This window comes from Mycobacterium sp. URHB0021, assembly GCF_054057895.1.
Genome location: NZ_JBSRZT010000002.1, coordinates 4,911,107 through 4,923,479 on the forward strand (window position 1 = coordinate 4,911,107; position 12,373 = coordinate 4,923,479).

General features: G+C 67.7%; 11 protein-coding genes. 1 reads left to right on the forward strand and 10 read right to left on the reverse strand.

The genetic code is table 11. The features are described from left to right. Positions 1-10: 10 nt before the first annotated feature. The 10 genes from rpoZ to pyrR all read right to left on the reverse strand — a co-directional run bounded on the left by rpoZ (position 11) and on the right by pyrR (position 11,020). Entirely contained in the window at positions 11-328 is a 318-nt protein-coding gene (gene rpoZ / locus ACVWWN_RS26505; protein WP_457146501.1) for a DNA-directed RNA polymerase subunit omega, read from the reverse strand. Between the two features lie 86 nt (positions 329-414). Next, positions 415-972 carry a guanylate kinase gene (gmk, locus tag ACVWWN_RS26510; protein WP_457146502.1) on the reverse strand — a complete coding sequence of 186 codons (558 nt, stop codon included), beginning with the start codon at positions 970-972 and terminating at the stop codon, positions 415-417. A 36-nt stretch (positions 973-1,008) separates the two neighbouring features. Beyond that, complete coding sequence (gene mihF / locus ACVWWN_RS26515) at positions 1,009-1,329, reverse strand: integration host factor, actinobacterial type (RefSeq protein WP_048631544.1); 321 nt, start codon at positions 1,327-1,329, stop codon at positions 1,009-1,011. Positions 1,330-2,098: 769 nt separating this feature from the next. Beyond that, complete coding sequence (gene pyrF / locus ACVWWN_RS26520) at positions 2,099-2,917, reverse strand: orotidine-5'-phosphate decarboxylase (protein ID WP_457146503.1); 819 nt, start codon at positions 2,915-2,917, stop codon at positions 2,099-2,101. 2 nt (positions 2,918-2,919) lie between these two features. Further along, entirely contained in the window at positions 2,920-6,270 is a 3,351-nt protein-coding gene (carB, locus tag ACVWWN_RS26525; RefSeq protein WP_457146504.1) for a carbamoyl-phosphate synthase large subunit, read from the reverse strand. A gap of 110 nt (positions 6,271-6,380) precedes the next feature. After that, on the reverse strand, positions 6,381-7,505 hold the full coding sequence (carA, locus tag ACVWWN_RS26530) for a glutamine-hydrolyzing carbamoyl-phosphate synthase small subunit (protein ID WP_457146505.1): 1,125 nt from the start codon (positions 7,503-7,505) through the stop codon (positions 6,381-6,383). After that, positions 7,502-8,005, reverse strand: a complete 504-nt coding sequence (locus ACVWWN_RS26535; protein ID WP_457146506.1) for a PH-like domain-containing protein — start codon at positions 8,003-8,005, stop codon at positions 7,502-7,504. The genes carA and ACVWWN_RS26535 overlap by 4 nt, the downstream gene beginning before the upstream one ends. A gap of 206 nt (positions 8,006-8,211) precedes the next feature. Beyond that, the gene (locus tag ACVWWN_RS26540; protein ID WP_457146507.1) at positions 8,212-9,504 is read right to left on the reverse strand and encodes a dihydroorotase; all 1,293 of its coding nucleotides are present in this window, start codon (positions 9,502-9,504) and stop codon (positions 8,212-8,214) included. After that, positions 9,501-10,445, reverse strand: a complete 945-nt coding sequence (locus ACVWWN_RS26545) for an aspartate carbamoyltransferase catalytic subunit (protein WP_457146508.1) — start codon at positions 10,443-10,445, stop codon at positions 9,501-9,503. The genes ACVWWN_RS26540 and ACVWWN_RS26545 overlap by 4 nt, the downstream gene beginning before the upstream one ends. Beyond that, a complete protein-coding gene (gene pyrR / locus ACVWWN_RS26550) occupies positions 10,442-11,020 on the reverse strand; it encodes a bifunctional pyr operon transcriptional regulator/uracil phosphoribosyltransferase PyrR (RefSeq protein WP_457146509.1) in 579 nt (192 codons plus the stop codon). The genes ACVWWN_RS26545 and pyrR overlap by 4 nt, the downstream gene beginning before the upstream one ends. 144 nt (positions 11,021-11,164) lie before the next feature. Here pyrR and ACVWWN_RS26555 point away from each other — a divergent pair, with 144 nt between their 5' ends. After that, positions 11,165-12,370 (forward strand): serine hydrolase domain-containing protein, encoded by a 1,206-nt coding sequence (locus ACVWWN_RS26555; RefSeq protein ID WP_457146510.1) that lies wholly within the window; start codon positions 11,165-11,167, stop codon positions 12,368-12,370. The last annotated feature ends 3 nt before the right edge of the window (positions 12,371-12,373 follow it).

The window sequence follows — 12,373 nt, forward strand, 5'->3', positions numbered from 1 at the left end:
TCTGCTTCGGCTACTCGCCCTCGGTGTGCTCGAGCAGGTCTTCGTGGATTTCCCGCATCGCGATCGACAGCGGCTTTTCCTGCAGGCCGGGCTCGACGAGCGGGCCGACGTATTCGAGGATGCCGTCACCGAGCTGGTTGTAGTAGTCGTTGATCTGTCGCGCGCGCTTGGCGGCGTAGATCACCAGCGCATACTTGCTCGACGCGCGGTCCAGCAACTCGTCGATGGGCGGGTTGGTGATGCCGAGCGGCGTGTCATAGGCTCCGGCGGCGGACGCGTCGATGTCGTCCACAGCGGACAGCTGCGCGTCGGCGTGCGGGGTGCTCACGTAAAAGATCTCCTGGCGGTAATTGGCGTGATTGCCGTAGAACTCGGGTGCGCTGGGGCCTGATCGCGCCGTCTCCGGCGCTTGGGTCAGTCGCGGCCCACCAGCAAGGATACCAATTCACCGCAGGCGGACTCCAATTGGCTGTTCACCACGACCGTATCGAAGTCGTCCTGGGCCGCCAGCTCGGCCCTGGCCGTCTCCAAGCGGCGGGCCATCACTTCCGGGGACTCGGTGCCGCGACCCGATAACCGGCTCTCGAGCGCGTTCCAGCTGGGTGGGGCGAGGAAGACGGTGATCGCCTCCGGCATGGCCCGCTTCACGGCCCGCGCTCCGGCCAGATCGACCTCGATCAGCACCGGCCGACCGGCCTGGACCGCGTCCCGGATGGGCTGGGCCGGTGTCCCGCTGCGGTGCAGGCCACCGTGGATCTCCGCCCATTCGAGCAAAGCGCCGTCATCGATCAGCTGCTGGAACTGTTCGGTGGTCACGAACGTGTAGTCGACGCCCTCGACCTCGCCAGGACGCGGCGCCCTGGTGGTTGCGGAGACGCTGAAGTGCAGGTCAGGAAGCCGTTCGCGCAGACAACGGACGACAGATGACTTCCCGACGGCAGAGGGACCGGACAGCACGACGACACGTGTCATCGCCGTCCGGCCCCTCGGCCGGCTTTCACGATTCGCCTAGGACGTGAAGTCGAACTTCTCCAGCAGCGCCTTGCGCTGACGATCGCCCAGGCCGCGCAGACGGCGGGTGGGGGCGATCTCGAGTTCGGTCATGATTTCCTGCGCCTTGACCTTGCCGACCTTGGGCAACGCCTCCAGAAGCGCAGAAACCTTCATCTTGCCCAAGACCTCGTCGGTCTCGGCATCCTTGAGCACCTGCTTGAGGTTGGTACCGCCGCGCTTGAGCCGATCCTTGAGCTCGGCACGCGCTCGACGTGCGGCGGCAGCCTTCTCCAACGCAGCAGCGCGCTGTTCGTCGGTCAACTGGGGAAGGGCCACGGGATCCTCCGATTCATCACCAATACTGTTTTGTCTCGGCCGACTCAAACTTCTCGAACCAGCCAGCGTGCACGACCGTACCCACGCAATCTGACGAAAGCGAACGCCACCCCCTGGTAACGGCCCCAAAAGCCCAGCGTGTAGGAGGGTCGCGAGGCGGCCCCGCATCGTCCCCGAAGGGCCGGAAAACCGCCGTCATCGCCCGCTTTTCTGCGGAAATGCCTGCACATCAAGGGCTTTCGGAGCCGGGGTGGAGTATCGCGGTTTCCGATCGCGCCAGTCGGCCCGCCCGATCCGGCTCGGGCCGGTGCCGAGTTGAGAAAATTTTGCCTGGTCATGGCGTGTCGGGCGTGTCGCAAGCCATGACGGCGCGGGAATTCTCACCGCGCAATGGTTTGAATGTCTAACTTTTGAGGCCGAATAGGGGATTTTCCTGTTCACGGCCCCGGGGCGGCCGAAATAAATGCAATCACCCGGTCGAGAAGCCTCGCGAGGCGTCGCACGGAGCTTGCACGGGGCTTAGCTACCGCCCAGAACAGCCGCCAAGCCATCGAAACCACTTTTCCGGTGGTCGTGGGCGCGAACCGGCCCCAAGTGGCGGTGACGTCCGCCAAAACCATCAACTACAGTGCGTAGTAGATCAAGCGCATATGTCGACCTGCCGCCGGCGGCGATGCTGGTGCTCGGGTCGGCGATTCCGCCACCTGCGCGCCGATCGCAAGCCCGGCTCGAAGCTGTTGCCACGGGATCGCTTACTCGATAAGCGCGCTCACGCCAGGTACGCCACCGCGTCACGCATCCGCTGCGCCGCCGCCCGTACCGCGTCGACATCGGGGCCTGCGCGCAACAACTCACGTGACGACGTCGGCAGCAGCTGACCGGGGCGGGCGCCACCGAGGCCACCCAGCTTCTCGGGCGCCCCGCCCTGGAATCCGATCCCCGGCACCAGAACCGGGCCGCGCAGTTCGCTCAGATCGGGCGGATCGGGCACCGTCGCACCCACCACGACGCCCACCGAACCCGGTTGGGGCGCTGCGCCGCGATTGACCGCGGCGACATCGTCGACGATCGACTGCGCGACCGTCTTACCGCCCACATCGGCACGCTGCACCGTCGCACCCTCCGGATTGGACGTCGCGGCCAGGACGAACACGCCGCGACGGTGTGCCGCAGCGGTGTCGAGCAGTGGCTGGAGCGACCCGAACCCGAGATAGGGCGAGGCGGTGACGGCATCGCAGGCCAGGGGCGAGTCACCGGCCCACGCCTCGGCGTAGGCCGCCATGGTCGAGCCGATGTCGCCGCGCTTGGCATCTGCCAGCACGAGCACACCCGCGGCCCGCAGCGCCTCGATGGTGCGTTCCAGCACCGCAAGGCCCGCCGAGCCGTGCGCCTCGAAGAACGCGACCTGCGGCTTGACCACAGCGAAATCGGCGAAAGCCGCCACGCACACGTCGCAGAACTTGGCGAGCCCGTCCACATCCGCCGGCAGGCCCCAGGCGCGCAGCAGTTCGGGGTGCGGGTCGATGCCGGGACACAGCGGACCACGCCGAGATACCGCCTCGGCCAGCCGGCGGCCGAACGCGTCCATCGCTACGGCCCCAGCGTGCTGTGTAGTTCCTGTAGTGACATGACGCCGATATCGCCCCGGATACCCGCCTCGATACCCTGCACGGCTGCGGAGGCGCCCTGCACCGTCGTCACGCACGGGATGTTCATCGCCACCGCGGCCGAACGGATCTCGTAGCCGTCGATGCGTGGACCGGAATTGCCGTACGGCGTGTTGATCACCATGTTCACCTCGCCTGCGCGGATCGCGTCGACGGCGGACCGGAGCGGATGGGCTCCGCTGGGTTCTTCAAAGTGCTTACGCACTTCTTCGCACGGAATACCGTTGCGCCGCAGCATCTCCGCGGTACCCGCGGTGGCGAGCACACGAAACCCCAGGTCCGCGAGTCGTTTCACCGGGAACACCAGCGAGCGTTTGTCGCGGTTGGCGACCGACACGAACACCGTGCCCCTGGCTGGCAACGAACCGTAGGCCGCGGTCTGACTCTTCGCGAACGCGCTGCCGAAATCGTGGTCGATGCCCATCACCTCGCCGGTGGACTTCATTTCCGGGCCGAGCAGAGAGTCGATCTGCGCACCGTCGGCCTTGCGGAACCGGTTGAACGGCAGCACCGCCTCCTTGACCGCCACGGGTGCATTGCGGGGGGCGACCGCGCCATCGCCGGATTCGGCGAGCACACCTTCTTCGCGTAGCTGCGCGATGCTGGCACCCAGCATGATTCGGGCACACGCCTTGGCCAGCGGTATCGCGGTCGCCTTCGACACGAACGGCACGGTGCGGCTGGCCCGGGGGTTGGCCTCCAGGACATAGAGGACGTCGTCCTTCAGCGCGTACTGCACATTGAGCAGGCCGACCACGCCGATGCCGTGTGCGATCGCCTCGGTGGCGCGGCGGACGGCCTCGATGTCGCTGCGTCCCAGGGTCACCGGCGGCAGCGCGCAGGCGGAGTCACCCGAGTGGATTCCGGCCTCCTCGATGTGCTCCATGATTCCGCCGATGTAGACCTCGGTGCCGTCGCACAGCGCGTCGACGTCGATCTCGATGGCGTCCTCGAGGAACCGGTCGACGAGCACCGGGTGTTCGGGCGAGAGCTGGGTGGCGCGGGTGATGTAGCCCTCCAGGGTCTCGTCGTCGTAGACGATTTCCATCCCGCGGCCGCCGAGCACATAGGACGGCCGGACCAGCACCGGGTAGCCGATGTCGGCGGCGATCCGGCGCGCCTGCTCGAAGCTGGTGGCCATGCCGAAGCGGGGCGCCGGTAGCCCCGCGGCGCGCAGCACTTCACCGAACGCGCCGCGGTCCTCGGCCAGATCGATGGCCTTCGGGCTGGTGCCGACGATCGGCACGCCGGCCTTCTCGAGCCGCTCGGCCAGACCCAGCGGCGTCTGCCCGCCGAGTTGCACGATGACCCCGACGACACCGGGACCGGCTCCGTCTTGTCCGCGGCCGGACGCATCTTCGGCGTAGTACACCTCGAGGACGTCCTCGAAGGTGAGCGGCTCGAAGTAGAGCCGGTCGGCGGTGTCGTAGTCGGTGGACACCGTCTCGGGATTGCAGTTGACCATCACGGTTTCGAAACCCGCCGCGCTGAGGGTGGTGGCGGCGTGCACGCAGCTGTAGTCGAACTCGATGCCCTGCCCGATCCGGTTGGGGCCGGAACCGAGGATGAGCACCTTCGGCTTCTCGGTCTGCGGAGCGACCTCGGTCTCGGCGGCGGGGTCGAGTTCGTAGCTGCTGTAGTGGTACGGCGTCTTGGCCTCGAACTCCGCGGCACACGTGTCGACGGTCTTGAACACCGGGTGGATGCCGAGCCGCTGCCGGAGCGCACGGACGCCGACCTCACCGGCCAGTTCCGTTCGGAGCGCTGCGATCTGGCGGTCCGACAGGCCATGGTGCTTGCTGCGACGCAGCAGTTCCTCGTCGAGCACGGGCGCGTCGAGCAGCTCGGCGCGCAGTGTCACCAGCCCGGCGATCTGCTCGACGAACCAGGGATCCACCCCCGACGCCTCGGCGACCTGTTCGACGCCGGCGCCCAGGCGAAGTGCCAGCTCCATGTCGTAGAGCCGGCCGTCGGTGGGTGTCCTGAGATTCTCGAGTACCTCGTCGATGCTCAGGTCGGGGTCGGGACCCGTCCAAAACCCGGCGCGTTCGGTCTCCAGCGAGCGCATCACCTTGCCCAGCGCTTCGATGAAGTTACGGCCCAACGACATTGCCTCGCCCACCGACTTCATCGTGGTGGTCAGCGTGGGATCCGCGCCGGGAAACTTCTCGAATGCGAACCGCGGCGCCTTGACCACGACATAGTCCAGGGTCGGTTCGAAGCAGGCCGGGGTTTCCTTGGTGATGTCGTTGACGATCTCGTCGAGGGTGTAGCCGATCGCCAGCTTGGCCGCGATCTTGGCGATCGGGAAGCCGGTGGCCTTGGACGCCAGCGCGCTGGACCGCGACACCCGGGGATTCATCTCGATGACGATCAGGCGCCCGTCGGCCGGGTTGACGGCGAACTGGATGTTGCATCCACCGGTGTCGACGCCGACCTCGCGAAGGATGGCGATGCCGAGATCGCGCATCCTCTGGTACTCGCGGTCGGTCAGGGTCATCGCCGGGGCCACGGTGACGGAGTCGCCGGTGTGGACGCCCATCGGGTCGACGTTCTCGATCGAGCAGACCACCACCACGTTGTCGTGGCCGTCGCGCATCAACTCGAGCTCGAATTCCTTCCACCCGAAGATGGATTCCTCGATCAGCACGTTGGCACTCGGTGAGGCGGCGAGCCCGTCGCCGGCCATCCGTTCCACGTCGTCGGCCGAATGCGCCATACCCGAACCCAGCCCGCCCATGGTGAAGGACGGCCGCACCACCACCGGCAGCCCGAGTTCGGCAACGGTCTCGCGGACCTCGTCCATGGTGAAACACACCCGCGAGCGCGCGGATTCGCCACCGACCTTGGCCACGATGTCCTTGAACCGCTGCCGGTCCTCCCCGCGCTGGATCGCCTCGAAGTCGGCGCCGATCAACTCCACTCCGTACTTCTCGAGCACCCCGTTCTCGTAGAGCGCGACGGCGGTGTTGAGCGCGGTCTGCCCGCCCAGGGTGGCCAGCAGCGCGTCGATCTTGTTGCCGCGCTGGGCCTGCTGGGCGATGACGCGTTCGACGAATGCCGCCGTGATCGGCTCGACGTAGGTGTGATCGGCGAACTCCGGATCGGTCATGATGGTCGCCGGGTTCGAGTTGACCAGGCTGACCTGAAGTCCGTCGGCCCGCAGCACCCGGCAGGCCTGCGTGCCGGAGTAGTCGAATTCACAAGCCTGCCCGATGACGATCGGCCCTGAGCCGATGACCAGGACGTGGCGCAGGTCGGCGCGACGCGGCATTACTCCCCCTCTCCGCGAGAGTGCGTGTCTGCGGGCGACACGCCGAGAATTCGCACGAGTTCGTGCACGCTCGTCGCGGGGTGGTGCCCCCGGCTCGCGGGCGAAAGCATCTAGCGGTCCTCCCCTGCCATCAGGTCGACGAATTGGTCGAAGAGGTACTCCGCATCGTGTGGACCCGCGGCCGCCTCCGGATGGTACTGGACCGAAAAGGCCCTTCCATCAACGAGTTTGATTCCCTCGACGACACCGTCATTGGCACAGGTGTGGCTGACCTCGGCGGGGCCGAACGGGGTGTCGAATCGCTCCCCTGCCTCACCCTCCAACGCGAAGCCGTGGTTCTGCGCCGTCACCGCTACCCGGCCCGTGGCATGGTCGATCACCGGCACGTTGATGCCCCGGTGCCCGAACACCATCTTGTAGGTGGACCGGCCCAACGCACGCCCGAAGATCTGGTTGCCGAAGCAGATGCCGAACAGCGGGATGCCTGCGCCGAGGACGTCGCGGGTGACACCCACCATGTGGTCGGCGGTGGCCGGGTCGCCGGGCCCGTTGGACAGGAACACGCCGTCCGGCTTCAGATCGGCGATCTGCTCGAAGCTCACCGTCGACGGCAGCACATGGCAGCGGACGCCGCGGCGGGCGAAGTTGCGCGGCGTGTTCGTCTTGATGCCCAGGTCGATCGCCGCGACCGTGAAACGTTGTGCGCCATTGGGTTCCACGACGTAACGGATCTCGGTGCTGACCTGGCCGGCAAGGTTGGCGCCGAGCATCGACGGCTGGCTGCGGACCCGGTCGAGCAGCTCGTCTGGCTCGGCGAGGGCGGCGCCGGAGAACAAGCCGGCCTTCATCGAGCCGCGGCTACGCAGGTGACGGACCACGGCGCGGGTGTCAATACCGGCGATGCCGACGATCCCCTGCCGCACCAGTTCATCGTCGAGTGTGCCCGCGGCCCGCCAGTTCGACGCACGCGGCGACGGATCACGCACGGCATAACCGGCCACCCAGATCTTGTCGCCGCGGCTTTCCGCGTCCTCGTGGTTCCAGCCCGTGTTCCCGATCTGCGGTGCGGTGGCCACCACGATCTGGCCGTGGTAGCTCGGATCGGTCAACGTCTCCTGATAGCCAGACATCCCGGTCGAGAACACCGCCTCGCCGAGCGCCTGCCCGACCGCCCCGAACTGGGCCCCGGTGAAGATGCGGCCGTCCTCAAGGACCAGCAGTGCCTTCTTGGTCACGCGGCCTCCTGCCCGAGCCACCGCGAATACGCGTTGCGGTCGTCCGCGCGGAAGCCGGTGTCGATCTCGGTGCCCGACGGCAGCCGCCACCGAATCGCCAGGATGCCCTCGTGCGTCAGCGCCTTGCCCGCCATGGCGCGTTCGGTGCGGATTCCGGTGATGGATGCGTCAGGTATCCAGATCGGCCCGGCGCCGGTGCGCTGCAACATGATTCCTTCGGGGTAACGGGTCAGCACCGCTTTGGTGCGGTAGCCGAGGTCGCCGACGGCGACGCGGTCATTCCAGTGTGGCGCCAGCGTGCTGCCGACGTACAACCCTTTGGTGGCATTCACGACCGGCGTCCCGACGGTGTCCGGCAGCGAGGGCAGGGTGCCGATCAGCGCCGCCTGCCGCTCGCCACGGTGCCGCCAGCCTCGCATCATCGCCTGGATCAGGAACGCGATGAGGACGGCCAGCACGGCCGCCATGATCAACGATCCGATCAGCGTTCCCGTGTTCATGCGCGATCCGCCTGCGCTACTCGCTCGACGTTCATGCGCGATCCGCCTGCGCTACTCGCTCGACGTTCATGCGCGATCCGCCTGCGCTACTCGCTCGACGTTCATGCGCGATCCGCCTGCGCTACTCGCTCGACGTTCATGCGCGATCCGCCTGCGCTACTCGCTCGACGTTCATGCGCGATCCGCCTGCGCTACTCGCTCGACGTTCATGCGGGGCTCTTCCCGTCTCGTGCGGTGACCTTGCCCCGCAGCAGGGTCAGGGTGACGGTTGCGGGCAACTCCATGGACTCGAAGGGCGTGTTGTCGGAACGGCTGGCCAACGCCGAACCCTGGACGGTCCAGCCGGCATCGGGATCGACGACGGTCAGGTTGGCCGGCTCGCCGATCTCCAGCGGTCGGCCCTGATCGGGCAATCCGACTATGCGGGCCGGGTTTTCGCTCATCACGCGTGCGACGTCACGCCAGCCCAGCAGGCCCGGCCGGACCATCGTCTCGACGACGACCGACAGTGCCGTCTGCAGCCCGAGCATGCCGGGGCGGGCCGATGCGAATTCGCAGAACTTCTCGTGTTCGGCATGCGGGGCGTGGTCGGTGGCGACGCAGTCGACCACGCCGTCGGCGAGTGCCTGCCGAAGAGCCTCGACGTCGGCGGCCTCGCGCAGGGGTGGGTTGACGCGGTTGCGTCCGTCGTAGGTGGCCAGCCGCCCGTCGTCAAGCAGCAGGTGGTGCGGTGTCACCTCCGCGGTGATCGAAATGCCCTGTTCCTTGGCCCATCTCATGATCTCGACGGTGCCCGCGGTGGATGCGTGGCAGATGTGCACCCGGGCACCGGCATCGCGGGCCAGCAGCGCGTCGCGGGCGACGATGGACTCTTCGGCGGCGCCGGGCCAGCCGGCCAGCCCGAGGCGGGCGGCATTGGGCCCTTCGTGGGCGACGGCGCCGACCGTCAGCCGCGGTTCCTCGGCATGCTGCGCGATCAGCACGCCAAGGCCCGTCGCATACTCCAGCGCCCGCCGCATCACCAGCGGATCGTGCACGCAGACACCGTCATCGGAGAACATCCGCACCTGCCCGGCGCCGGCGGCCATCATGCCCATCTCGGTGAGCTGGGTTCCGGCCAGGCCCACGGTGACCGCGCCGACCGGGTGGACGTCGACGAGTCCGACCTGTTGGCCGCGGTGCCAGACGTGATCGGTGACCACTGGGCTGTCGGCGACGGGGTTCGTGTTGGCCATCGCGAAGACCGCGGTGTAGCCGCCCAAAGCCGCTGCCGCCGAGCCCGTTTCGATGTCCTCGGCGTATTCACGGCCGGGCTCGCGCAGATGGGTGTGCAGGTCGACGAAGCCGGGCAGCAGGATCTGGCCGGTGGCGTCGACGACGTCGGCATCGTCGGGTATCGACAGGTCTGCACCGATGTCGGCGATCTGGCCGCCCGAGGTCAGAACGTCGACCCGGTCACCCTCACCGTAGAGCCTGACCCCACAAAGCAGGACACTCATGCGCTGATCGCCTCCTCAGCGCCTACCAGCAGATGGAACAGCACCGCCATCCGGACGTGCACACCGTTGGACACCTGCTGCAGCACCGCCGATTGTGTCGAATCCGCCACGGAAAAAGCGATTTCCATGCCGCGCAGCATCGGGCCCGGATGCAGCACCACCGCGTGGCCCGGCAGCATCGCCTGACGCTTCTCGGAGAGCCCGTAGAGCACGGAGTACTCCCGGGCCGACGGGAAGAACCCGCCGTTCATCCGCTCGGCCTGGACACGGAGCATCAGCACCGCGTCGGCGACGGCCAGTTCGGCGTCGAGATCGTGCGACACCGTGACCGGCCAGTCGGACACGCCGACCGGCAGCAGCGTCGGCGGCGCGACGAGCACCACCTCGGCGCCGAGCGTGTCGAGGAGCAGCACGTTCGACCGGGCCACCCGGCTGTGCAGCACATCGCCGACGATGACCACCCGTTTGCCTTCGATGCCACCGAGCCGCTGCCGGATGGTCAGCGCATCGAGCAGCGCCTGGGTCGGGTGCTCATGGGTGCCGTCTCCGGCGTTGATCACGGTCGGACCGCCATCGTCGCCGGCCGTCCACTCGGCGAGCTGCTTGGCCGCCCCCGACGCGGGATGCCGGATGATCAGGGCGTCCGCACCGGCTGCCCGGAGCGTCAGCGCGGTGTCACGCAACGATTCCCCTTTGGCCACAGAGGATCCCGAGGCGCTGACGTTGATGACGTCGGCGCTCATCCACTTACCGGCCACCTCGAAAGAGACGCGGGTCCTGGTGGAGTTCTCGTAGAACATGGTGATGATGGTCCGGCCGCGCAGGGTGGGCAGCTTCTTGATCTCGCGGCCCAGCAGCGCCTGGCTGAACCGGTCGGCGTCGTCGAGGATCGCCACGGCCTCGTCGCGACTCAGGTCGGCTGCCGACAGCAGGTGCTTCATCGTGGCGGCCCCCCATACGGTGCGATGCAAACCCCGTCCTGGCCCCCGTCGTTCTCGGCGAGACGCACCTTGACGTTCTCGCTGCGCGACGTCGGCACGTTCTTGCCGACGTAATCTGCCCGCAGCGGCAGCTCACGGTGGCCGCGGTCGACGAGCACCGCGAGTTGCACGGCACTCGGGCGGCCGATGTCGCGCAGCGCGTCGAGGGCCGCCCGGACGGAGCGACCCGTATAGAGGACGTCGTCGACCAGGACCACAAGTCTGCCGTCGATGCCACCCTCGGGAATCGAGGTGTCCCCCAGCGGACGCGGGGGCTTGCTGTCGAGGTCGTCGCGGTACAGCGTGATGTCCAGTGCGCCACACGGCACGTCGATCCCGGCGAACTCGCGGATCCTGTCGGCGATCCGGGTGGCCAGCGTCACCCCGCGGGTGGGAATGCCCAGCAGGATGACCCGAGGCGGACCGGCCGGGTCGTCCAATGCGGTCTTTTCGATGATCTGATGAGCGATGCGGGAGACGGTGCGGCCGACGTCGGCGGCGGACATCAATTCCCGGTCGGTGCTTGGAGAGCCCACGGTGAGACTCTGACCTCCTTCTCCGCCTCTCTGGACGGATCGTTAAAGGACGTCGAACTTCCGCGGAAGCTTAACACCAGCGATCCGGTCGTCCGCCACCGACACTACCGAGCGGTTTCCGGGCGCCGCAGTACGCTGGCGCCGATGAATCTCGACGGCAATCACGCGTCCATCGGCGAGGCGATCGACGCCGGTCTGCTCGCGGGCGCCGTCACGCTCGTGTGGCAATCGGGCGAGGTGCTGCAGGTCAACGAGCTGGGCTACCGCGACGTCGACGCGGGCCTGCCGATGCGGCGCGACACCATCTTCCGCATCGCCTCCATGACCAAACCGGTCACCGTTGCGGCCGCGATGGCCCTGATGGAAGAGGGCAAGCTCACTTTCGGCGACCCGGTGGCGAAGTGGCTGCCGGAGCTCTCGGACATGCGGGTCCTGCGCGAAGCCGAGGGGCCGCTGGACCGGACCGAGCCGGCCCGTCGGCCCATCACGATCGATGACCTCATGACGCACCGCAGCGGGCTGGCCTATGCGTTCTCGGTGCTCGGTCCGCTGGCCCGTGCCTACGGCAGGATGTCGTTCCGGCAGGACCAGGACCGTTGGCTGGCCGAGTTGGCTCAGCTTCCGCTGGCGCACCAGCCAGGTGATCGACTCACCTACAGCCACGGCACCGACGTGCTCGGTATTGCACTGTCACGCATCGAGGGCAAGCCGCTCAGCGAGGTGTTGAGGCAGCGGATCTTCGAGCCGCTGGGGATGGCCGACACCGGATTCTCCGTCGGTGCTGCCGGGCGGCGCCGCGCGGCGACGATGTACCAGCTGGACCAGGACAACAAGCTTCAGCACGACGTGATGGGTCCGGCGCCGATCACCGATCCGCCTTTCTGCACCGGCGGCGCAGGCCTCTGGTCGACGGCCGACGACTACCTGCGCTTCGCCAGGATGCTCCTCGCGGGCGGCACATCGGATGGTGTGCGGGTGCTGTCGGAGGAATCGGTGCACCTGATGCGCACCGACCGGCTGACCTCCGAGCAGAAGCAGTATCCCTTTCTGGGAGCGCCGTTCTGGGTGGGTCGCGGCTTCGGCCTGAACCTGTCGGTGGTCACCGATCCGGCGAAGTCGCGCCAGCTGTTCGGCCCCGGCGGGCTGGGCACGTTCAGCTGGCCGGGCGCCTACGGCACGTGGTGGCAGGCGGACCCGTCGGCGGACCTGATCCTCATCTACCTGATCCAGAATCTTCCCGACTTGACCAGCGACGCCGCAGCGTCAGTTGCGGGGAACACGTCGCTGGCCAAACTGCAGAGCGCGCAACCGAAGTTCGTCCGGCGCACCTACCAGGCGCTCGACGGCTAGCGA